Raw genomic sequence first — 22,925 nt, forward strand, 5'->3', positions numbered from 1 at the left:
AAAGACTCCGGCCAACACAGGCGGCCAACCGACCATGCAGGCAGCACAACTTCTCGCCAGGGCGCGCCGGGTGCGTCTTTTCCAAAACGGCGCGGCCGACGCCCCGTTGGCCGGCGTCTACCGGAGCGCCTACCGGGGCGCCGGCATGGAATATGAAGAATCCCGGGAATACACCCCGGGCGACGATGTCGCGGCCATGGACTGGAAGGCCACCGCCCGCCTGGGCCGGCCCTTTGTCAAACGCTACCGCGAGGAACGCAGCCGCACGCTCATGCTGGCCGTGGACGCCAGTCCCTCCATGGCCTTTGCCGCCGCCGGGCCATCCCTGTACGAAACCGCCGCCGTCGCCGCCGTCACCCTGGCCGTCAGCGCCGCCGCCAGCCGCGACCGGGTGGGGCTGGTGCTTTTCACCGACCGGGTCGAGGCCTTTGTGCCGCCGACCGCCGGCCCGGCCATGCCCTACGCCGTGGCCCGGACCCTGGCCGAAACCATACCGGCCGGACGCACGACCGATCCCGCCCCGGCCCTGGCCCTGGCCGCCACCGCCCTGGCCCACCGGGCCGTGGTCTTTGTCCTGTCCGATTTCCTGGCCGGCGAGTTCACCGTGCCCCTGGGACGTCTAGCCGCCCGCCACGACGTGGCCGCCGCCTGCCTGGCCGCCAACGACCAGACATCCCTGCCCCCGGCCGGGCTTGTGACCGTGACCGACCTGGAAACCGGCGGGGCCGCCCTCCTCGACTGCGGCAATTCCGCCGCCCGGTCCCGCTACGCCGCCGCCCGGGAGCAAAGCCGCCGCCAGACCCTGGCCGCCCTGGCCGCTGTCGGGGCCGAGGTCCTGACACTCCCCGGCAACACCCCGCCCGCCCCGGCCCTGGCCGCCTTTTTCCGCCGCCGGGCCGGCGGCGCGCCCGCCCGTCGCCGGATCGGCCGCCCGCTATGACCGCTGTGCCCGACATGCCCAACATGACAGACATCCGCGACATCAAGGGGCCGCTGCCCCTGGCCGGGCCACACGACTGGCTGGCACTGGCCGCCGGCCTCGGCTGTCTGGTCCTGGCCGGGCTGGCCCTGTGGCGCTTTTGGCGGGCGCGGCAAGGCAGGTCCGGGCCGCGACGCCGCTTCGCCGCCGCCCTGGCCGCCCTTGGGCCGCAGGGCCAGGGCCTGGACGACCGGGAATACTATTTCCGCCTGACCAGGCTGGTCCGGGCCATGCTCGAAGCCGACGACGGCTTTCCGGCCACGACCATGACCGCAACCGAAATCACCGCCCGCCTGGGCCAGGCTGCCTTGGACCCGGCCCGCACGGCCAATCTGGCCGCTTTATTGGCCCGGGCCGAGGCGATCTGCTTTGCCGCCGACCCGGCCGAGGCCGCGATCCGTCCGGACCGGGAGCGGGACTGGCAAACGGCCCGGACGCTTTTGCCCGGCAGGAGGCCGTGATGGCCCTGGCCCATCCCCTGGCCCTGCTCCTGCTGCTGGCTCTTCCCCTGGCCTCGCTCCTTCGTCGCCGCCTGGCCAACCGGGGGGCGCTTGGCCTGCCCGATCCGGCCGCCGTCCGGGCAGCCGGCCGCCCCTCCCTGGCCGTGCGTCTGCCGGGCCTGCTGCGGCCCCTTGGCGCGGCCCTGGCCATTTGCGCTCTGGCCGGCCCGGGCCTTGCCCCAGGCGAACCAGTGCTCCTTGGCCGGGGCGTGGACATCATGCTGGCCATTGATCTGTCCGAATCCATGGCCGCCATGGACATGCGCCTTACAGACCGCACCGTGACCCGCCTGGAGGCTGTGGCCGAAGCGGCCGGACGCTTTGCCGCCGCCCGGCCGGGCGACCGCATCGGCCTTGTCGCCTTCGGCTCCCGGGCCTACACCGTCATCCCGCCGACCACAGACCGGGATGTGCTGCATAAGGCCCTCTCCAGCCTGGAAGTGGGCGCGGCCGGACGCAAGACCGCCATGGGCGACGCCTTGGGGCTGGCCGTCAAGCGGCTGGCCGAAAGCCCGGGGCTGTCCCGGGTGGCCGTCCTTTTCGGCGACGGCCGCTCCAATACCGGCGAGCTGGACCCCCAGACGGCGGCCCGGACGGCGGCGGCCAGAGGGGTGCGGGTCTTTGCCGTGGGGGTCGGCGGGGACGAACCGGCCGCCTTTCTGGTCAGCCACCCCCTGCTTGGCCGGCAAATCGTCTATGAAAAGGCCCCGGTCGATACCCAAACCCTGGCCGCCATGGCGAAGGGCGGCGGCGGAGAATTTTTCCGGGCCGAGGACGCGGCCGGTCTGGCCCGGGCCTCGGCCGCCATCGCCGCCCTGGAGCCAAGCGACATCCTGGCCGTGCCGCGAGACGCCGTCCCCCTGGCTCCGCTCCTGGCCGCAGCGTCGGTCTGCCTGCTCACCCTGTGGGCCGCGTTGGGCGCAACCCGCGCCCTGAGGCTGCCATGACCTTCGCCCGTCCCCAATGGCTGTGGCTCCTGGCCGCCGTGGCCGTCTGCCTCGTCTGTGCCTTGCTGGCCCGCGCCCGCCGCCGATCCATTGCCGCGGCCTATCCGACCCTGGCCGCGTCGCCGGGCAGGAGGGGGCTCAAGAGCCTGTGCTTTCTCCTGGGGCTTACCGCCATCGCCCTGGCCGCCGCCGGCCCCCGGTTCGGTTTCCCGGAAGGCCCGGCGACAATGAACCCTTCCCCCAGGCTGCGCCTGATCATCGCCCTGGACTGCTCGCGCAGCATGCTGGCCCGCGACCTCGCCCCGAACCGGCTTGGCGCGGCCAAGGCCCTGGTTCTCGATGTCCTGACCCGGCTGCCGGCCGTGGAAGCCGGGCTGGTCGGCTTTGCCGGCCGAAGCTGGCTGGCCTGCCCCGTCACCCCCGACCGCTCGGCCCTGGCCCTTTTTCTCGACGCCCTCTCCCCGGACGCCGCCCCCCTTGGCGGCACCGATCTGGCCACGGCCCTGGAAGCCGCCCGACTGGCCCTGGGCGGGACACGGCCGGGCATGATCCTCCTGGTCAGCGACGGCGAGGGAACCGCCAGCCCCGAGTCCGACCGACCGGTCAACGACGTGCCGGTCTTTACCGTGGCCGTGGGTTCGGCCCTGCCCGCCCCCGTGCCCGGGGCCGACGGCACGCCCCTTCGCACCAAGGCCGGTGCGCCGGTTGCGGCCGGGGTGGACGTGGCCGGTCTGGCCGAACTGGCCCGGCAAAGCGGCGGCGCAGCCTTTCGCCTGTCCCCGGAGATTCCGTCCCCGGCCAAGGCCCTGGCCGACGCCCTGATCGCCCGGGGCCGGCAGGAAGCGGCGGCTGCCGCGACCGGCCCGATCGCCCTGGACGCCAGGTCCGGAGACGAGAGCGGACTGTTTCTGGCCGCCGGCATCGCCCTGCTCCTTTGCGACATGCTTCTGGCCCCGGTGGCCGGCCGGCTGCTCCCGGTCCTGGCCCTCATTGTCCTCGCCGCCGGCCCGGCCCTGGCCGCTTCCTCGGCCGCCGAAAAAACCGGACAGGGGCTCACCGCCTATGCCCGCGGCGACTATCCGGCCGCCCGGGCCGCCTTCCTGGCCGCCCGGGCCAGAGACCCCGACGATCCGACCATCCTCTACGACATCGGCGCAACCTCGTACCGCCAGGGCCGCTTTACGGACGCCCACGCCGCTTTCGACCGGGCCGCCGGCCTGGCCGCGCCGCCGCTTGCCGCCAAGGCCCGCTACAACCAGGGCAACGCCGCCTATCGCCTGGGCGACGTGCCCGGGGCCCTCGCCGCCTACGAGGCTGCCCTGGCGCTTGATCCCAACGACGCCGACGCCCGGGCCAACCTCGACTGGCTGCGGGCCAATCCGACACCGCCCACGCCGCCCAAGACCGGCGATAAACCCGACGAGCGCCGGCCCGGCCAGTCCCCGGACGGCCAAAACGACCCTGCCCAGGCCCAGTCCGGACAGGCTCCTTCGCCCCAGGGAACCGACGACGGCAGCGGCCAACAGACGGCCCCGGACCAGCCGCCCCAGCCCGGTCCCCCGCCCGACATGGCCGATCCGGCCAAGACCCAGGAAGCCCACGTGCCGGTCGCCGGCCCGGACGGCGAAAAAGGCGGCCCCCGCCGGGCCAATTCGCCAGGGGCAGCCGATGATCCCATCCTCGACCGCATCCCGGATCTGCCCGGACTGCCGGTGGCGCCGGTCTACGGCAGACCGACGGTGGAGAAGGACTGGTGAGGGGGAGAGAGATGCGAAGAGAAGGCGGGAAGATGCCTCCGGCGGCCGGGGGGATGATCCCCCCGGACCCCTGCGAAGGGAGAAGTTTTTCAGGGGGGTCTTGGGGCGGGCCGGCGATTCGGTCGGCTGCGGATCGGGACGGCCCGTGCCTGCGCGGGTCGGGAACCGCCGCTGTTCCGGCGGCCAAAGGGCAGTGCCCTTTGGAAACCCTCCTGGGAAACGGGATGTGGCTGGTATTTTGTGTCTTGGTTGCGGGGTGTTGGCTGGGAATCGGGGGGATGGCCCTGGCTGAGACGGCCGTGACGGTGGAGGTCGATCCCCGGGAGACTATTGTCGGCCGGCCGGTGACGCTGCGGGTGCTGGTGCCGGGCGATGCGCTGGCCGTCATTGACACTGCGCCCATTGTCGATTGCACCGTGACCCCGCGCGGCCGGATCGTCGGGTCGCGGACCGGCCCGGACGGACGGCCGGCCCCCGTGACCGCCTACCGCTTCGAACTGACCCCCAGGCGCAGCGGCGATTGCCGGATTCCGGCGCTTGCCGTGGAAACCGGCGGCGCGCGCCTGACCACGTCCCCGGCCACCGTCGTCGTGCGCCCGGAGCCCGCCCCCCCCCCGGCCCTGGCCGGGAAAACCGTGCTGCTCGACGCGGCCCTGTCCCGGGCAAACCCGTACCGCGGCCAGACGGTTGTCTATACGGTGTCCCTGTTCCGGTCGGTGGCCGCCTCGGGCATTGCCGTGACCCCACCGGCTTTCGACGGGTTTGCCGCCGTTGCCTTGCCCGGCCAGACCGATGCCGAGGTGACGGCCGGCGGGAAACGCTACGCCGTAAGCCACGTGGACTACGCCCTGACCCCGCTTCGTGCCGGGCGGCTGGTCCTGCCCCCGGCCCAGGCCAGACTTTCGGGCATTCCCGGCGCGTCCGGCCCCATGGTCATCGACGGAGCGCCCCTGGAAATCACCGTGCGCCCCCTGCCCCCGGTCCCGGCCGGGCTGCCGGCCTCGGAGCTGGTCGGACAGATGGAACTCGACGCCCGGCTGGACGCCGCCTCCGTGGCTGTCGGCCAGGAAGTCGGCCTGGAGAGCATCCTGGCCGGACGCGGCAATCTGACCGAAGCGGCGCTGCCGACTCCGCAACTGCCGCCAGGCCTTTCGGCGCGCCGGCTCGCCACCAAGGACGACGGCGGCAACGGCCCGGACGGGTTTACCGGCCGGCGCACCGTGCATTTCGCCCTTCGCGCCCAAAGTCCCGGACGCTACACCCTGCCCGGCCCCCGCCTGGCTGTTTTCGATCCCGATCGCGGGACTTGGCGCGTCCTGGCCGCCCCGGAGACAGTCCTGGCCGTCACGGCCGCGCCAGCCCCGGATGCCGCCCTGGCTCCGCCCCTGCTGGCCCCGGCCGCAAGCGCGGCGACCCTGGCTGCGGCCCAGGCCGATTATGCCTCGGGCCGCTTTGCCGAGGCGGCCACGGGGTTCGAGGCCAGCCTCAAGGCTGGATGCGACGGAGCCGCCCTGGCTGTCTGCCTGGATGCGGCCACGTCCTGGCGACTGGCCGGAGAACCCGGAAGGGCGGCGCTGTGGCTGTACCGGGCCGGTCTGGCCCAGCCCGGCGACGGCACGATCGTCAAGGCCCAAACTGCCGCCGGGTTGCCGCCGCTGTCGCCGGGCCTGCTCCTTGGCAACCGACTGCCCAGACGCACCATGCTGGCGGCCGGCGGCATGGCGGCGGGCCTCCTGGTCCTGCTGCTCCTGGCCGCATGGCGCTGGCGGCCTCTGCTGCCCCGGGGAGCCTGGCTCATGGCCGGCATCCTGGCCGGCTGGCTGGCCCTGGAGGCCGGCTGGCTGGCCCTGGCCCCGGCCCTCGCCCCACGGGGAGTGGCCACAACCGAGGTGGCGGCGCTGTCTGCACCGGAAGCGGGAGCGGAGACCCTTTTTACCCTCCCCCCCGGAGCGCTGGTCAGACTCGGACCTCGGCGAAACGGCTTTGTGCGGGTGGATGCCGGCAACGATGCCCTGGGCTGGGTCGTCCGCGACACTGCCGTCACACGGCTTCCGTAGAATCCAGCCAGGTCGGCCGACCCCTCCTTGCTAAAAGGCGGCAGTCTGCTATCAGTTCGGACATACTCCTTCGCCAAAAATCTACACTGCAAGGTCTCATCGCATGAACGATTTCCTGGCACCCGTCATTCAAACCAGTCTCGACCTGCACTTCGGCCGCGTTTCCCCTCTGTCCGCCACTCCAGACAGCCAACCCCAGCTCATAAGCGCCGCCTCAGCCCTCATGCGGGCCATCACCGAAGGCCTTCTGGCCTTGGACGAAGGCGAAATCGCGGACACCACGGTGCAGCGCCACGTCTTTGGCAAAGACACGGCCCTGCCTAGCTGGCTCGTCAACCGGGGGCTTGTCGTGTGCGACAATGACCGGCAACAGCTGGAGCCGACGGTCTGCACCCTCCTGGAAAACAGCTTCAACCGCCGGCGGTTCCTGGATTTTCTGAGCAATGAACTGCTCTATCACTGTTGGAAATGGTCCCAGGAAGACGAAAAACGCCATTTCGCCGTCCGCTGGATTACGGAACTGCGGGAAAACAGCTATTGCCTGGAACTGAATACCCTCGACTACGTCATAAAGCTTGGCGACAACGTCATCATGCGGCCCGGGAAAGAGGACGACGCCTACCATTGGTACCTGCGCTCCATCGGCACCATCACCCTGATCGATCTCATGGCCAAACCGGTCTTCGAGTTCACCGCCCGACTGCTGGAAGCCAAATACAAGACCACGTTTATTCTGGAAGCGTTTAAGACCCTGTTCCAAAATGCCGCCCGGCCAACCGGCCTCGACCGCTTTGCCGCCCTGGTCATCGGTGAAATTCCCAAGGTGTTCGCCCTGAACGACTACCAGGAAGCCCGAAAGGCCGCCCAGCCAGCCGGAAAAAACGCTGCCGAACCCAGCCCCCTGGAACTGTTGCGCTGCCTGTTAAATAATTTCGACAGCTGCACCACCCGTCAGTATCCCGATGCGCGTTTTCGCCTGGGCAGCGAGCCGCCCCAGTCCCTGGCCAGCCGGGTGGCGGCCATGGTCTGGCTGCGCCGCACCCTGGCCCGGGTCAAGACTCTGCAACAGAAAAAAAACACCCCGACCCGGGGCTTGCAGGTGGCCGAACGCACGGTGCTGCTCTCGGCCCTGGACCAGAAAAGCATCCTCTATTTCAACCTGTTTACCGATCCCAACGACACGGCCATCAACCCCTGCCACATCCGGACCGTCAAGGACGACTCCATGGTGGTCCAGTCGCCGCGCGGCAATCGCTTAAACGATGCCGTGCCCGGGCAGGAGGTCCATGGCTATTTTGCGGTGGTCGGGGCCAACAAGAAAAGTACCTACTGTGATTTTCGCACCGTCATCCTGTCCGTTGCCTGCCCCGACCCCTCCCATTGTCTGGTCGAACTGAGCATCCCGGCCGCCTTCGAGCTGACCCGGCGCAACCACAAGCGCCTGCCCATCGACCCGGCCGTGGTGGAACTCTTCGAGCTCTCGGCCCCGGCTCCGGATGCCGATTGGAATGCACTCGGGTCCATCGAAAAATGGCCGGCCCCGTTTTGCATCATCCCCGACAGCGCCGCCCACTGCCGCATCAAAGACCTCTCGGCCGGCGGGCTCATGCTGGAAATCCACGAGAATGCCCCGGCCTACGACTACTTCACCGAGACCAGCCGGGAACATTCGCTCCTGGCCCATATCCAGTTGGCCGGCCGGCCCAACACGCCGCCGCTGCGCCTGGGCATCCGGCTGGAAGCCAAACGCATCCGGGATTTTCCACCGCTGCACAAAAAATACGTGGGCTTTCAGTTCACCGAGGCGGGTGAGATTCGAAACGAACGTTTCGTGCGCTTGGCCCCCATCGGCAAAGACGGCCTCTATCTCATCAACGACTGGATTTTCCGAAACGGTCTGGCGCGTTAGGGGAGGTGAGAGGAAGAGGGGGAGGGAGAGGAAGATGCCTCCGGCGGCGGGGGCCTGAGGCCCCCGGACCCCCCAACTGGGGAAAGGGTGACCGCGTTGCCGCGACAGGGGCAGGGAGCGGGAAAAAGAAATTTCGTGGCGGGAACCTCCCTGGCTCCCGCCACGCGCAAACACCCACGGTTACGGCCGCTGCCCTCTTCCCGTCTCTTCTTGCTCCACTTTCGCCTATCGACTTGGCCGCGTCCCCGGTCAAATCAGACGAACCCCAGGTGGGTTTCCAAAGGGGTCTACCCCTTTGGCCGCCGGAGGCCTCTTCGCCTCCATTCCCGTCTCCATTGACCTCCATTCGCCTACCTTCGGCCCTAGCTGCGCGCCTGGGCGGGTTCGCCTGCCGGCATCTCCCTGGGCGTCGTCTCTTCCACCCGGACCTTGGAAAAACGGTCGGCAAACCGGCCGGCCATGATGGAGCAGACGAAGAGCTGGAGCTGGTGGTAGAACATGATCGGCAGCACAATCAGCCCCAGGGCCGGATGCGTCCCAAAAAGCAGCCGGGCCATGGGCACGCCCGAGGCCAGGGTCTTTTTGGAGCCGCAGAAAATCGCCGTAATCCGGTCCTCTTCGGAAAAGCCCATCCAGGACGACACCCTTGAGGAGACGAACAGGGCCGCGCCCAGGAAAAGGGCCGCCCCGGCCAGGGTCATGGCGATGACCGACAGGCCGTTGTCGCGCCACAGGCCCGAGGCCGTGGAATCGCAAAAGGAACTGTAGACCAGAATCAGGATCACCAGCTTGTCAAAGGTGTTGATGTACTTCTTGTAGCGCGAGGCCAGGTTGCCCAGGATCGGCCGGGCCAGCTGTCCCAGGACAAAGGGCAGAAACAGCAGGGTGGCGATGTTGAGCATGGCCTGTCCCAGGGACAGCCCGCCCGTGGTCCCGCCGTCCATGGCCAGACCGATGATGGCCGGGGTCAGCACGATGCCAAGCAGGCTCGACAGGGTGGCGTTGAAGATGGCCGCCGGCACGTTGCCCTTGGCGATGGCCGTCATGGCCACTGACGAGGAAATGGTGGACGGCAGGGCGCACAGATAGAGGAACCCCAGCATGAGTCCCTCGGGGATGATGCCGCCAAAGGCCAGTTTGAAGGGAATATAGAGCAGCGGGAAAATCACGAAGGTGAGTGTCTGGACGAGCAGATGGAGCTTCACCTTGCTTAAGCCCGCCATCAGGCTTTGGGTGGAAAGGGCCAGCCCATGCAGGAAAAAGACCGCGAAAATACCGGCGTCGCTGACCACGTCGGCATGCATGGCCCCGCCAGCCGCCCCGAAAGCCGGGAAGGCCGCCGCCAGCAGCACGGCCGAGATCATGCCGCCCAGGAACCAATCCGATGCCATCTTGCGCAAAAGCCTGCCGATCATGTCCGTCTCCTTGGATGTGATGGGCTACATCTAGGCATGGACGTCCGGTCCGTCTTGCGCCAAAATGACATTTTATAGCGAGAAATGGACATGCCGCAACCACGCCGTCTCCCACAGCTCGAGAACCTGCCGCGCATGGTCTACGCCCGCAGCGAATCGCTGCCGGCCGGCTCCCTGGCTGCGGCCCACAGCCATGCCTTTGGCCAACTGTCCTTTGCCGGCGAGGGCGTGCTCACCGTCGCCACGCCAACCGGCAGCCATGTGGCCCCGCCGCGTCGGGCCGTCTGGCTGCCGCCGGGCCTTGTGCACGAGGTGACCACATCGCAGCCGGCCGAGATGCGAAGCCTGTATATCCGCGCCGACCAGGACATTTTCTGTCCGCCCCGCTGTCTGGTGCTGACGGTTGGACCACTGGCCCGGGAGCTGATCCTGGCCGCCGCCGCCCTGCCCCCGGAGTATGACGAAGAGGGGCCGGACGGCCGGCTGGTCGCCGTCTTGCTCGACCAACTGGCCACCCTGCCCGAGGCCGGCTTCAGCCTGCCCTGGCCGGCTGATCCGCAACTCGCCGCAGTCTGCCGCGCCCTGGCTGCCGCCCCGGACGACGTGCGGCCCATGGAAACACTTGCCAAGAACGCCGGCATGACCGGGCGGACCCTGGCCCGTCGGTTTCAGGTTGAAACCGGGTTGTCGTTCGGGAAATGGCGACGCCGGCAGCGGCTCCTGGCAGCGCTCGCCCACCTGGAGGCGGGGGCCAGCGTCACGGCGGCGGGATTGGAAAGCGGCTACGAATCAGCCTCGGCCTTCGTGGCCGCCTTCCGGGAGGCTTTCGGGGTCACGCCCGGGGAGTTTGCCCGGGGCCTGCGGTCCGGTTCGAACGTGACGGCCGGCAACCATGCGTGTTCGTGTTGAATCAAAACGCCCTGCCCCATCCGCGTGAACACCCAATTGCCTGCCAACGCCACGAACCCCTTAAAACTTCTTCCCGTTGGGGGGTCCGGGGGCCTCAGGCCCCCGGCCGCCGGAGGCGTCTTCTGTCTTTTCTTCTCGTTACCGTCCCCTACTCCGGCAGCACCTTGATGGCCACCAGGGTCACGTCGTCCTCGGGCTGATCGTCCCCGAGAAACTCCCGCAAGCCTTCGAGCACGGCGGTCACGATGTCGGCGGCAGTCAGGTCGCTGTGCCGGCCAAGCAGTTCGCGCACCCGGTCCTTGCCAAACATCTCGCCCTTGGCGTTGCGGGCCTCCCACAGGCCGTCGGTTGCCAAAAGCGCCACTTGCCCGGGAATCAGCCCGGCCGCGCTGTTTTCGGCATAGCGGGCTCCGGTGACAATGCCGAGCGGCGGGCCGCCCTTGTCCGGGATGTCGTTGGCCAGGCCAGTGGCCGCGTCGTAGAGGATGATGGGGTCATGGCCGGCGCGCACCCAGTGCAGGCGTTTTTTTTCGACGTCGATGGCCAGATAAAAAAGCGTCATGAAGCGGCCGGAATCGGCCAGATCGGCGCACAGGAGCTTATTGACGTCGTCGATGACCGAGGCCAGGGAGCCGGGCTGAAAGGACCGCATCCGCAAAAAGGCCCGGGCCGTGGTCATCAGCAGGGCCGCCGCGATGCCGTGCCCGGTGACGTCGCCGATGATGATGCCGAATCGTCCTGGCTGTTCGTTGGGTTCGTGGATGAAATCGTAATAATCGCCGCCGGTTTCATCACTATACAGGCTCGTGCCGGCAATATCGAAGCCGGCAAGGCCCGGAGCGGCCTGGGGCAGCAGGTTTCGCTGCACCTCTTCGGCCAGGGCCAGGGCCTGGCGCAGCAGTTCGTTTTTGCGCTGGATCTCCAGGCGGGCCGTATTGATCTCGTCGTTTATGACCCGCATGAGCGCCTGGGAACGGTCTTTCTGGGCCTCCAGACGCTCCCGCGACTGGGTGGCCCGGGCCAGCGCCCGGGTGAGCGAACGGACCTCCCGCTGAAGCGCCTCGGTCGCCCCGGCCGGACAAGGCAGATCGGCCGGGGCGGTGTCCAGACCGGCCGGGACCAGCTCGCCGCCAAGGAGCACGGCGATAAGCGACCCGTTTTGCAGATGGAGCGGCAAACCAGGGGCGGAGGGTCCGATCTCGCCCAGGCAGTAGAAACCGGCCAGGGGCGTCCCGGCCGGCAGGGCCTCGGCCAGACGCTCGACCTCTTCCACGGCCTTGGTGCCCAGGATGTCCTTGCGGGTGGAGCAGGAGAACAGCAGGACGCCGGCCGGTGATATGCCGGAGGCCACTTCGGCGGCCAGCCCCTTGGCCATGGTTTCAATATCGCCAAGCATCTCGCTGCGGGTGGCCTCGGCCAACTGCACCATGGCCCCTTCCGGAACACCGGCCGGGAACTGGATGCTGCCGTCCCCTTCACTGAAAAAGGCCGGAGAGCGCAGGATAAAATCGTTGTGTTTTTCGCAGGCCACGGCCAGGGGCAGCTCCACCGCCGGCTCGGCATGGGGGCCAAGGTAGTGGCGGTAAAAATCCAGGGCCGAGCGATCGCCGATGCGGCTGACCACCGAACCCGAAACGCCGGTCACCCTGGCCCGGCTGCCCACAGGCCGCCAGCCGCGCGACAGGCGCATGGCAAGCGGCAGCTCGCCGGCGATAAGCAGAAACGGCGCGGCATGCATGAGCAGTTCCCGACCATAGAACTGGCGCACCGGGTACGGATCGGCCAACTGACGCCCGGGCACGCCGCCGAGGACCAGACAGTCCGGCCCCAGGGCCTGGACCAGGCCCTGGCAATAGTCCTGCACCCCGCCCTGGCTGCGGTCGGGAAAGACCAGACAGAGTCCCGGAGCGCGGGAAAGCCCCTGGCGGGCCGCGGCCACGGCTGCGGCAGCGCTGGCCCCGGGATCGAGGCCGGAGACGTCATAATCCCGGGCCACGCCGGCAACGCAGGTGATGCCCTTCCCGCCAAAGGCGATGAGCAGTACGGCGTCGTCGCTGATGCCGCCAGCCGAGGACAGCTCGCCGGCCGAAGTCGCGCCGGCCAGCGGGACCTCGGGAAAGGCGGCAGCCACGCCGGCAAGAAGCGCCGCATGGTCATAGCCGACCCCGGCAAAAAGCAGCAGCCCGGCCGGCTCGACGCCGCCCAGGCCCCGGCGGCAAGATTCCACAGCGCCGCGTATGGCGCACCCAGCATCCAGACATTTGGCGTGCCCAACAGCCATGCGCAACATCGGAAACCTCCCTGCCTCGCGGCGGTACATCCCAGCCGGCAGACCGGCGATCAGATTGTCAGTATGCCGCGAGGCCCCGGCAAAAAGCAAGATGCGCAAGCAACTTCGGCCGCAGGGATGCGGCCAACCGGATCAGACGCTGACGACTTTCCAGCCGTCTTTGAGATAACCGGTCAGGGGCTCGCCGGTATAGCGCACCGTGATCCCAAGCCCTTCCAGGGTTTCGCTGACGCCGTAACGGTCGGCGCAGGCCCGGCAGGCCAGAACCTCGACCCCGGCCTCCCGGCAGGCCGCCACCTCGGCCTGCAGTTCGGCGTCTTCGGACAACGCCTTGGCCGAAGGCCCCCACACGAGCAGATGTACCTGCTCCCACCAGCCTTTGAGCCGTGAATTCTTGGCGTACATAAGGGCCATATTGAGCGCTGCCTCCCGGTCCCGGGTCACCCACAACACGACCAATCCGATTTCGTCATCGCCAGTTGCCGCCATGTTCAGACTCCTTGCTTCAAACAGGCCGGGAAAACGCCCCCGGCAGCCAAACGGCGGCCCGCCCAAGGAGGGACGGCCGGGCATGCTTCTCCTGGAGAGCCTCTCGCGGCCAAAGGGGCACCCCTTTGGACTCCCTCCTGGAAGAGAGGGGCCGGAACAACGGTGGTTGCCGTCAAGTGCCAACGGGCAGACAGGCTGACCACAACCGACCCGTTTGACATCCCCCGTCAAAAACCCCTTCAAAAACCTCTTCCCGTTGGGGGGTCCGGGGGCCTCAGGCCCCCGGCCGCCGGAGGCACTCTTCCGCCTTTTCTTCTCGTCTCTTGTACACCCTAGGCGTTCAGTTTCTGCATGACCCAGGCCATGTTCTTGCCCAGGTTTTTCATGGTCAAAACGCCTTCCTCGTCCGATTCCACTTCGCCCGGCTCCATGCCCCGGCCCAGGTTCCAGTAGCTGGAACCGGGCACCACCATCTGGTTGATGAAATAAAAGTGGTTGATGGAATTAAAGACGTGGATGGCCCCGCCCCGGCGCACGGCCACCACGGCCGCCCCGACCTTGCGGGCCAGCATGGCGTCGTTGGCCAGGGCCACCATGCCGGCCCGGTCGATGATGGACTTGATGTTGCTCGAGACGTTGGCGAAATAGGTCGGCGACCCCAGGATCATGCCGTCGGCCGCGACCATCTTGTCGATGATCTCGTTTAACATGTCCTTTTTGACAGCACAGTGGCCGTCTTTATTCTCCCAGCATTTCATGCAGGCAATACAGCCCCGGATGTCCTTGCCGTGGAGCTGGACCAGTTCCGTTTCAATGCCGGCGGCCTCGATCTCGGCCAGGGCCATGCGCAGCATGGCAGCGGTGTTGCCGTCCTTTCGGGCGCTGCCGTTAATGGCCAGTACTTTCATTTTGCATCTCCATTTTTAGCGTCTTGCCCACGCTCCAGGCGTCGGCGACCGAGGCGCCGAGCGTCCAGTAGCGGTTGTCCGGCATGGTCAAGAGCAGCGGTTGGTATTTTTCCACATCCGGCTGGCCGTCGGTGAGAATCTCCTCATCGGCCCAGGCCGCTTTGATCTCGCCGATAAAAAACCGGTTGGAGGGGAGTTCCACGGTCTGGTAAAGGCGCATCTCCAGGCACAGCGGACATTCCCGGATCATGGGCGCGCCTGGGGTCTCGCCGTAGAAGACGTCGAAGAGGGCCGATTTGTCGACGTTGCGCCCGGAGACCAGGCCGCAATAGTCAGTTTTTTCCACCAGGGCCGGCCCGGGAAAGCACAGGGAGAATGCGCCGGTCTCCTTGATGCCGCTGCCGGTCAACTGGCGGTGGTTGATGGAGACGCCAATGAGCGGCGGCCTGTGGCTGACCCGGGTGATCCAGCCGGCGGCCATGAAATTGACCCGCCCCGCGACCAGAGTCCCGGCCAGGGCCACGGGCATGGGCGGCAGCTGAGCCGGATCGAGACGGACTTTTTCCATATCCTACGCTCCCTTAAGCTCCTTGCCGATGGAGAAGGCCAACCCCAGATCAGCCCCCAGACCATAGTAATGCCGGTCTTCCGGGGCAAAGATGATGGGTTTGATCGCCAGGGGGTCGGGCTTGCCGTCGCGCATGGCCGCTTCGTCCACTTTGACGTCCATGATTTCGCCCACAAACATGGTGTGCATCCCGAGGTCGATCACCTGGATCACCTTGCATTCAATGATCAGCGGGCACTCGGCCACATACGGCGCATCCACCAGCTCGCTTTTGACCGGCGTGAAGTTGCAGGCCGCGAACTTGTCGGCAGTCCGGCCGGAGGCGATGCCGCAGTAGTCCGCCGCCACGACCTGGGACTCGGATGGGACGCTTACGGTATAGGCCCGCCGCTCGATGAGGGCGGCATAGGAGTGCCGGGGCTTTTGCAGGGAAACGGTCAGACACGGCGGCTTGGAACAGCAGATGCCGCCCCAGGCGGCGGTCATCAGATTGGGCTTGCCGTCGGCGTCGTAGGTTCCCACCAGCCAGGTCGGGGTGGGCAGGGCCATGGTCTTGGGACCGAGAGAGACTTTCATGCGTGCTCCTTTTGCGGACAGGCGGCTACCAGCCGTTTGTATGGATGCGCTCGGGTTTAAACCGGTCCACGCGCTTAAACTCCTGGGCCGGATAGCCCAGCGGAACCAGGGAATGGGGCAGGAAGCCTTCGGGCAGATGCAGCAGGGCGGCCATGGGAAGCATGCGCTCCTGGCGCGGATAGACGCCGCACCAGACCGACCCGATGCCAAGTCCCCGGGCGGCCAGCAACAGGTTTTCCACGGCGGCCGAGCAATCGACCATCCAGTTGCCGGGCGATTTTTCCAGGGCCAGCTCGGCCACGGTCACAATGGCGGCCTGGGCCGTTTTGCACATGGCCGCGTGGGGATGGACGGTCGGGATGGCGTCCAGGATGGCCCGGTCGGTAATGACCACAAAATGCCAGGGCTGGGCGTTGACGGCGCTTGGCGCATCCATGGCGGCGCGCAGGATGGCGTCAAGGTCGGCCTCGGCAATGGGCTGGTCGGTAAACGCCCGGATGCTGCGCCGGGTATGCAGGGCCTCGAAAAGCTCCATGGGACCTCCAGGGTGGTTTCTGCTTTACGCTTTGGGGAAATTCTGCCAGTATACCCAAAAAAGCAAGTAGGCACATTTAAGTTGTGTAGTACCCTTTTGGAAACCTACCTGCAGGAGATGCCGTCATGGGTGAACCGGGAACGCCGTGCAGCCGCAAACGCTGTCTGGGCAAAGAGTATTCGTGCAGCATGGAATTGTCCCTGGCTGTGATTGGCGGCAAGTGGAAGCCGCTTATCTTATGGCATCTGCGCGACGTGGCCACCATGCGTTTTTCCGCCCTGCGCCGGGCCATGCCGGCCATCACCCAAAAAATGCTGACCCAGCAGCTGCGGGAACTGGAATCCGACGGCCTCTTAACCCGCACGATTTTTGCCGAAGTGCCGCCCCGGGTGGAATATGCCCTGACCGACCTCGGTCGCGGCATCATCCCCATTTTGGAAGCCTTGTGCCGGTTCGGCCATGAGTTTGAGGCCCGGTTCGGACTCGAAGACGCAACCCCCGCCCCAACGCCCCAGGCAGCGACAGCCCGCTGACCGCCACCGGAAAACCGGGCCGCCGACCGGAACACCTGGATACTTTTGCGACAGGTGTATTGTTTTCGACCATATTCCATACATTGTTCGTATACTTTTTTCGCTCCCGGGTCGGGCTTTGGCCGGATCAATACCACAACCGCCCAACATGGCATGACAAAAAAAAGACTCTTCCTTTGGCACGGCCTGTGCTAGATTGATCCACAATCCCAAGGAGGATTTTCCTATGCGCAAATCTGCATTCATTCCCGCAGCTCTGGTTGTTGCCTTTCTCCTGTCCGTCCCGACCCTGGGACAGGCCGCCCACGAACAACACGGCGCGCCGGCCGGCGAGGCCAAGGCCGCCCCGGCCGTCGATCCCGACAAGGCCTATCTGCTCAAGCAGGAATTTGTCGCCAAGACAGCCGAACTGCACGGCAAGATCAAGGCCCGCGAGGCCGAACTGGAAACCGTGCTGGCCACCAAACCGGGCGACGAGGCGGCCATCAAAAAGCTCGTTGCTGAAATCTCCGCCCTGCGCGGCCAGGTCTTCGAGCAGACCACCCTGTTCCGTCTGCGCTATGCCAAGGAAACCGGCTCCCCCATCCGCCTGACCCAGCATATGGGCGGACATGGCGGCATGATGATGGACGGCATGAAAGGCGAAGGCGGCATGGACTGCAAGATGATGGGGAAAGGCATGGCCGGCATGAACCATGACGGCAAGGGCATGGACATGGACCATAGCGGCAAGGGTATGAACATGGACCATGCCGGTACGGGAATGCCCATGGATCACGGCGCGATGCCGGCCCCGGCTGCCCCCGCTGCCCCGGCCCCCAAGCAATAGCCTCGCCGCACGCGCCTCCCCTCCCCCTCAGGCCGTCGCCTCACCCTCAGGCGACGGCCTTTGCGTTGGCAAGGCTGCCGGCCCCAGGCAGGGCCTTTGGCGACGCAATACCGGCCGGCAGAGTGAAAAAACCGGCGGTTGCACCGGTCGGGCCGGACTGCTACCCTCACCGCATCACCATGAAGCGATTCCCCTTGCCCAGCCCCTCTGAACCATCCCGGCGCGTTTTCCGACTTCTCCTTGGCGGCATCATCCTGGCCGCAGCCCTGCTGCGGTGTTGGGACATCGACGTGCCCCAGCTCTGGGAAGACGACTATCTCAACCTCGACCGGGCCATGCTCGCGCCAGCCCGACTCATCGAATCCCAGCTGTACCTGGGACCTGTCGACACCATCTACGATTTTCAACCGCCGCTCACCTATCTGATCAACCACTTGGCCCTGGGCCTGAGCAACACCGTCCTGGCCGCCCGCGTCCCGTCCCTGGCGACCGGCCTGCTCACCGTTTTGGGCCTTGGCCTGCTGGGGGCAGCCTGTGCCGGTCGCCGGGCCGGGCTGGCTGCGGCCGCGCTGTGCGCCGGAGCGCTTTTCCCGGTGGAAATCTCCCGGGCCATCAAGCCCTATGCGCTCTTTTTGTGCACCCTGGTCTATTCCCTGTACTTCCTGGTCCGCTGCGTCAGGCCCGGACGCCGGCCGCTCCATCCGGCCGGGTACGTTGTGGCCACGGCAGCCATGCTCTGGACAGCCTTCCAGGGCGTTCCGGTCCTGGCGGCCCAGGGCCTTGGCGTGGGTCTTTTATACCTGCGGCGGTACGGAATATTCGCCGGTCCCGGCCGCACGGTCCGCCTGACCTGGATCGCGGCCGCCATGGCTGCAGCCGGCTGTCTCTGGCTGCCCATTGCGCCGGGACTTTTTTTCATCAACACCTTTCTCAACAATCCGTCCGTCCCGTACTGGACCGGCCTGACGCCTCGATTTTTCGCCGACATCCTGGCTGGATTTTTCTACCTCAATTTCGACTACGGCCCGGCTGCCGTGGCCGTTATGGCCTCCTTGCTGCTGCTTGGCCTGCGCCAGGCCTGGACCGGGCCGACCGCCCTGGTCGCCCTGGCCGCCCTGGTCCCCAGCCTCGCCATCCTGACCAGCCAAAGCGATTTGCGGCCCCTGGTCAGCTGGCGGCATCTCATCACGGTCCTGCCAGCCCTTTGCATCCTGTGCGGCAGCGGCGCGTCATGGCTCGGCGGGCTGGCCGGGCGACAGCTGCCGGATCGGGTCCGCGGCCTCGCCGCCCTGACCCTGACCGGGGCGGCCTGCGCCCTGGTCCTGGCGGCGCCCCTGACCCGGCTCGACGACTTCTACCAGCGTACGCTCAGCAACGACCGGGACCTGTTCCGCTTTTTAAGCCGCACCCCGGGTCCTGAAACCGCCCTGGTCTTCACCGGCTACCAGCGAAACGCCAAAGCCTTTGCCGCCCGCTGGCATCTGCCGGGCTTGCCGGCCGGTCCCGGCAATTTCGCGGCTCCGGGCTACCAACGCCTGCGCTCCGTGGATCTCTTTGAGGCGCACTCCGAACGTCGCCGGGCCATGCCGCGGGGGGCGCTCCTGGCCTCCTGGGGGACCGGCGGGATTCATGCCCGGGTGGGACTGGCCGGCCTGCCCAGCCGCGCTCCGCTGCTCCTGGCCCCTGACCTCTCGGGCCGGGCGCGGTACTTTGACGATTTTCGGGATTGGCGGGCCTACAACGACGCCTTCTCCCTGGACAACTGGGCCGTGGACAGCGATGTGGGGCTCATGCGCCCCGCCCGCTATGAACAGCCGGCCACGGCGGTCTGGCGCTTCGATCTGCCGCCAGGGGCCGCCGCCGGTTCCGTGACCGCCCGCATCACGGCCGTCCTGTACAAGCGCCACCCCACCATCCCGGCCGACGCGGTCCTGTCCATTGCGGCCAGTACCGACGGCAAAACGTATACCCCGGTGGCGCGCCTTGGCCACGAGAACTTCCTGACCGACGACGGCAGCCCCCGGCTGGTCCCCAGACGGTTTTTCGAGGAGATTCCGTTTTATCAGGGGCGAAGCCGGGAAGTCGAAACGACCATCGATCTGACCCCGTATGCGGCTGCCGGTTCGCTGTGGCTGCGGGTGACGTATGCGCCCGGGACCCGGGAAGGCTATCTGAACCTGGCCGGCCTGGAAGTGACGGGGCAAGGGCTCGATACCCGGACCGCCACGGACCAGCTCCCCTTTTACGCTGCCAACCTGGCCCGAAACTGCCGCGCGCCGGCCTACCATTCCGGCCTGACCCTGCTTGGGCAGGCCGCCTACGTCTTTGCCCTGCCGGACCACCCCGAACTAGCCCGCAGCCTCCCAGGCGGCGAGGTCATCGGCCCGCCGGCCGCCCTGGCCGCCTTTCTGGCCGACCACCCCGGTCTGGCCCCGGCTTACGTCCTGCCCGATGCCGCCGGCCAGCCGGCCGTGGCGGTCTTTGATCCGGTCCTGACCCCCGAGGCCGGCGGCGTCGCCCTGTCCGACGCCAGCCCACAGGCCGAAGTGGAGCAGCCGGACAAAGCCCCGCTGCCCGTTTCGGCCCTGACCCTGGCCGGACGCATCAACGCCCCGGTGCTGACCCTTGGCAACGAACCTGTGCCCGTGCTGGTTTCGGCCCCGGCCGGGAGCGTGCTCCGCCTGACCCCTCGGGGCCGCGGAACCCTGTATTTTTCACCGGACTTTGATCCGCCGGATTTCTCCGACAGCCCAAACGCCCATTCCCAGAACATGGCCGTCTCCACATCCTATCCCGACTACAGCGGCGGCGTGACCTGCCTGCCCGGCACGGATTGCCGCTTCGAGTACGTCTTCGTCTCGGCCTATCCCATAACGGCCCTGCGTATCATGGCCTATCCCCGGCTTTACGGCGACAAGGACGGCTACCGGGCCTGTACCGTGTCATACGCGACCGACGGACAGACGTTCCATACGCTTTTGGATGCGCGCAACACCGTGCCCGACACGTGGAGCTTGATGTTCCTGCGCCGCCACACCGAGCTGCGCCTGCCCCGGCCGACCACCCAGGTGACGGTGCGTTTCAGCCTGCGCGCCGACTTTGCCGCGGAATTCTGGTCGCCGACCCGGCCGATCGACCGCATGGTCATTGAGGCCGATCTCGACGCCCGCCAGTTCCCGGGCCTGACCGTGCCGCCCGGGAACTCGCGCCTGACCCTGTCCGGCAACGCCGGCAATGCCTTCCGGGTCTGGTTCTCGGAGCGCGCCCCGGGTCTGGAACGGGTCTGGCCCGGCCAGTAGACCGACCCCTCGCGTCCGCTTCGCCAGGCCTGCCCACACTGCGCAGCCGGCCTATCGCCGCCCAAAGACACCCTCGAAGAGGATCAACGCCGCATGCCGCCATCACCCAGCCAGCCCAGCCCGGCCCGGACAATCCGCCAGTTTTGGCTGTGCGTCGCCATAAGCCTCCTGGCGCTCGTCGTCGCCTTTGGCCTGGCCGAGATCGTCTTTCGCCTCAAAAACCACATCCCGCTGACCTGGGACACGCCCGGACTGTATGCGGACGACGCCGCCCTGGGCTGGCGGGTGAAGCCCCACTACCGGGAGGAAAAGCAATCCAGGGACTGCGCCGGAGAGCCCTATCCCCTGGCCTTTTCCACCATGGACCACGGGTTTCGGGAATACGGGGACACCCGTGCCCTCAAAAAACTGCTCATCCTCGGCGACTCTTTTACGCTTAACCGCGATGTTTCCGACGGCCAGACCTACTCGGCTATCCTGGGCCGGCGGCTTGGCTGCACTGTTTTTACCTATGGCAGCGGCGGCTACGGTTCGTTGCAGGAATACGGCATCCTGGCCGAGAACCTGGCCCGCATCAGACCCGACGCCATCCTGTTTCAGCTCCACACCAACGACAGCATCAACAACGATTTCGCCCTGGAAAAGCAGAGCGTCATCAACAACAACTTTCATTTCCGGCCCTATCTGGCCGACGACGACACAACCGTCATTGCCTCGCCCTATGCCCACTGGTCCCAGGCCGTTCTTGACGCCACAGGACGGCTTTTGGGCAACAGGTCCCACATTATTTCAAGCATCCAGCACAATTTGCAACTGGTCCTCTATGCCAAATACAAAGACGCGTCCGTGGAACGCGCCATCGAGAGCGGTCAGGATCTGCCTGACTATGCCCACTCCCTGGCCGCGACCAGACGGGTGTTTGCAAAGGTCTGCCAAGCCAGCGGCGACACGCCGGTCTTTGCCTTCGTTCTCGGCGGCGGCCGCATCGCCAGGGATTTGACCCAGGCCCTGGCCGCCACCTGCGTCACGGTGCTGCCCGACGTCAGCGACGCGGCATTCGCCCAACGCCCCGACGAACCGGCCCGACTGGCCGCCGACTGCGGCCATCTGAGCGCCTACGGCAACGCCCGGCTGGCCGATCTGCTGGCGGACCGGCTGCAACCCTACGCGGACAAGCTGTTCCCAGGCAAAAGCGCGGCGTCGGCAGCCGGCCCGGACGCAGCGGCCAACCCCAGCCCGTAACGCGCTGCCGACGACCGTCCTCCCGAGAAGGACAACGGCGGCAGCGGGGCTGTTGCAGCGGCTCGGCTCGGCCCCGGCCCGATGCCGGCTCCCGCCTCCGCAATGGCCGATGCCCCGGTCTCCCCATCGGCCCGCAGCGGGTTTTGCGACTTGCCATGGCCGGCTCCTGGCGCTACAAAACGGCCGTTGTCCTCAGGGCGGGGTGAAAGTCCCCACCGGCGGTATCCCGGGGAACCGGGGAGCCCGCGAGCGCTCCCGGCCGTCAGCGGTCGGGGGGTCAGCAGACCTGGTGCGAAGCCAGGGCCGACGGTTACAGTCCGGATGGAAGAGGAGGAGACGGCAATCCCCGTCGCCGGGGTCTCCGGCGCGAGTCCGGCGCAGCGCCTGCGTTCTGCCCGGTCGTCTGTTTTTCCGCCCTGGTTCTGGCCCGTAAACCTCTTGTTTTGGAGAGCGCCATGAATCAGCCATTTTCCGATGTTGATGCGTCCATTGCCCGCACACGGGCCGCCATTTTTGCCATGCGCCAAGGCCGGGGCATTGTGGTGGCCGATGATCTCGACCGCGAAAACGAGGGCGACCTCATCTTCGCCGCCGACACCCTGACCGTGCCGCAGATGGCCATGCTCATTCGCGAATGCAGCGGCATCGTCTGCCTGTGCCTGACCGAAGACAAGGCCCGGCAGCTGGAACTGCCGCCCATGGTCGCGGTCAACACCTGCAAAAACGGCACAGCCTTTACCGTCACCATCGAGGCGGCAACCGGCGTCACCACCGGCGTGTCGGCCGCCGACCGGGTGACCACGGTCAAGACCGCTGCCGCGCCGGACGCCAAACCCGGCCATCTGGCCCGGCCCGGGCATGTGTTCCCGCTTATTGCCAAGCCCGGCGGCGTCATGACCCGGCGCGGCCACACCGAGGCCACGGTGGACATGTGCCGGCTGGCCGGACATTCGCCTTGCGGCGTCTTGTGCGAACTGACCAACCCCGACGGCACCATGGCCAAGGGCGAGCAGCTGACCGCCTTTGCCGCCGCCCATGACTTCCCGCTGGTCACCGTGGCCGACATCGTGGCCTTCCGCCAGAGTTCCGGCGACCTCTAGCCCCCTGCCGGCCCGGGGAGGCGACAAACCTCCCCGGGCCGACGACTGGCGCGACGACCGGAAAACGGATAACCTGCCGCCAT

Annotated in this window: 19 protein-coding genes and 1 riboswitch; of the genes, 12 read left to right on the forward strand and 7 right to left on the reverse strand. The window is 67.2% G+C overall.

The features are described from left to right. Positions 1-34 precede the first annotated feature (34 nt). The 6 genes from NY78_RS18005 to NY78_RS18030 all read left to right on the forward strand — a co-directional run bounded on the left by NY78_RS18005 (position 35) and on the right by NY78_RS18030 (position 8,149). Positions 35-940, forward strand: a complete 906-nt coding sequence (locus NY78_RS18005) for a DUF58 domain-containing protein (protein WP_043639078.1) — start codon at positions 35-37, stop codon at positions 938-940. Continuing rightward, positions 937-1,440, forward strand: a complete 504-nt coding sequence (locus tag NY78_RS23245) for a hypothetical protein (protein ID WP_053062262.1) — start codon at positions 937-939, stop codon at positions 1,438-1,440. Before NY78_RS18005 ends, NY78_RS23245 begins: the two co-directional genes overlap by 4 nt. Next, entirely contained in the window at positions 1,440-2,426 is a 987-nt protein-coding gene (locus tag NY78_RS18015) for a VWA domain-containing protein (protein WP_043639080.1), read from the forward strand. The genes NY78_RS23245 and NY78_RS18015 overlap by 1 nt, the downstream gene beginning before the upstream one ends. Beyond that, complete coding sequence (locus NY78_RS18020; RefSeq protein ID WP_043639082.1) at positions 2,423-4,183, forward strand: tetratricopeptide repeat protein; 1,761 nt, start codon at positions 2,423-2,425, stop codon at positions 4,181-4,183. The genes NY78_RS18015 and NY78_RS18020 overlap by 4 nt, the downstream gene beginning before the upstream one ends. A 278-nt stretch (positions 4,184-4,461) precedes the next feature. Beyond that, the gene (locus tag NY78_RS23250; RefSeq protein WP_053062263.1) at positions 4,462-6,240 is read left to right on the forward strand and encodes a BatD family protein; all 1,779 of its coding nucleotides are present in this window, start codon (positions 4,462-4,464) and stop codon (positions 6,238-6,240) included. A gap of 103 nt (positions 6,241-6,343) precedes the next feature. After that, positions 6,344-8,149: a hypothetical protein gene (locus tag NY78_RS18030; protein ID WP_043639085.1), complete on the forward strand. Its 1,806-nt coding sequence runs from the start codon at positions 6,344-6,346 to the stop codon at positions 8,147-8,149. Positions 8,150-8,511: 362 nt separating this feature from the next. Here the strand turns inward: NY78_RS18030 and NY78_RS18035 are convergent, their stop codons facing one another. Beyond that, positions 8,512-9,564: a bile acid:sodium symporter family protein gene (locus NY78_RS18035; protein WP_082140093.1), complete on the reverse strand. Its 1,053-nt coding sequence runs from the start codon at positions 9,562-9,564 to the stop codon at positions 8,512-8,514. Positions 9,565-9,654: 90 nt separating this feature from the next. Between NY78_RS18035 and NY78_RS18040 the strand changes: the two genes are divergently transcribed. Further along, the gene (locus tag NY78_RS18040; RefSeq protein ID WP_082140094.1) at positions 9,655-10,473 is read left to right on the forward strand and encodes an AraC family transcriptional regulator; all 819 of its coding nucleotides are present in this window, start codon (positions 9,655-9,657) and stop codon (positions 10,471-10,473) included. A 148-nt stretch (positions 10,474-10,621) separates the two neighbouring features. On the opposite strand, the gene NY78_RS18045 is transcribed toward NY78_RS18040, so the two are convergent. The 6 genes from NY78_RS18045 to NY78_RS18070 all read right to left on the reverse strand — a co-directional run bounded on the left by NY78_RS18045 (position 10,622) and on the right by NY78_RS18070 (position 15,839). After that, positions 10,622-12,862 carry a SpoIIE family protein phosphatase gene (locus tag NY78_RS18045; RefSeq protein ID WP_231584034.1) on the reverse strand — a complete coding sequence of 747 codons (2,241 nt, stop codon included), beginning with the start codon at positions 12,860-12,862 and terminating at the stop codon, positions 10,622-10,624. A gap of 33 nt (positions 12,863-12,895) precedes the next feature. Next, positions 12,896-13,252, reverse strand: a complete 357-nt coding sequence (locus tag NY78_RS18050; RefSeq protein ID WP_043639146.1) for a DsrE family protein — start codon at positions 13,250-13,252, stop codon at positions 12,896-12,898. Positions 13,253-13,584: 332 nt separating this feature from the next. Further along, positions 13,585-14,160: a flavodoxin family protein gene (locus NY78_RS18055; RefSeq protein ID WP_043639091.1), complete on the reverse strand. Its 576-nt coding sequence runs from the start codon at positions 14,158-14,160 to the stop codon at positions 13,585-13,587. Then, positions 14,141-14,728, reverse strand: a complete 588-nt coding sequence (locus NY78_RS18060; RefSeq protein WP_043639094.1) for a flavin reductase family protein — start codon at positions 14,726-14,728, stop codon at positions 14,141-14,143. Before NY78_RS18060 ends, NY78_RS18055 begins: the two co-directional genes overlap by 20 nt. A gap of 3 nt (positions 14,729-14,731) precedes the next feature. Next, the gene (locus NY78_RS18065) at positions 14,732-15,304 is read right to left on the reverse strand and encodes a flavin reductase family protein (protein WP_043639097.1); all 573 of its coding nucleotides are present in this window, start codon (positions 15,302-15,304) and stop codon (positions 14,732-14,734) included. A 25-nt stretch (positions 15,305-15,329) separates the two neighbouring features. Next, positions 15,330-15,839 (reverse strand): nitroreductase family protein, encoded by a 510-nt coding sequence (locus NY78_RS18070; protein ID WP_043639100.1) that lies wholly within the window; start codon positions 15,837-15,839, stop codon positions 15,330-15,332. A 125-nt stretch (positions 15,840-15,964) separates the two neighbouring features. Here NY78_RS18070 and NY78_RS18075 point away from each other — a divergent pair, with 125 nt between their 5' ends. From NY78_RS18075 to ribB, 5 genes are all read left to right on the forward strand, one after another. Continuing rightward, positions 15,965-16,372 carry a winged helix-turn-helix transcriptional regulator gene (locus NY78_RS18075; protein ID WP_043639103.1) on the forward strand — a complete coding sequence of 136 codons (408 nt, stop codon included), beginning with the start codon at positions 15,965-15,967 and terminating at the stop codon, positions 16,370-16,372. A gap of 226 nt (positions 16,373-16,598) precedes the next feature. Beyond that, positions 16,599-17,201, forward strand: a complete 603-nt coding sequence (locus NY78_RS18080; RefSeq protein ID WP_043639106.1) for a hypothetical protein — start codon at positions 16,599-16,601, stop codon at positions 17,199-17,201. A gap of 194 nt (positions 17,202-17,395) precedes the next feature. Next, on the forward strand, positions 17,396-20,500 hold the full coding sequence (locus tag NY78_RS18085) for a glycosyltransferase family 39 protein (protein WP_231584035.1): 3,105 nt from the start codon (positions 17,396-17,398) through the stop codon (positions 20,498-20,500). A 93-nt stretch (positions 20,501-20,593) separates the two neighbouring features. Next, positions 20,594-21,742: an SGNH/GDSL hydrolase family protein gene (locus NY78_RS18090; RefSeq protein ID WP_043639111.1), complete on the forward strand. Its 1,149-nt coding sequence runs from the start codon at positions 20,594-20,596 to the stop codon at positions 21,740-21,742. 184 nt (positions 21,743-21,926) lie between these two features. Beyond that, a riboswitch (FMN riboswitch) is annotated at positions 21,927-22,079 on the forward strand. A 118-nt stretch (positions 22,080-22,197) separates the two neighbouring features. Further along, on the forward strand, positions 22,198-22,842 hold the full coding sequence (gene ribB, locus NY78_RS18095; RefSeq protein WP_043639113.1) for a 3,4-dihydroxy-2-butanone-4-phosphate synthase: 645 nt from the start codon (positions 22,198-22,200) through the stop codon (positions 22,840-22,842). Positions 22,843-22,925: the final 83 nt, after the last annotated feature.

The sequence above is a fragment of the Desulfovibrio sp. TomC genome, assembly GCF_000801335.2.
Lineage (GTDB): Bacteria > Desulfobacterota > Desulfovibrionia > Desulfovibrionales > Desulfovibrionaceae > Solidesulfovibrio.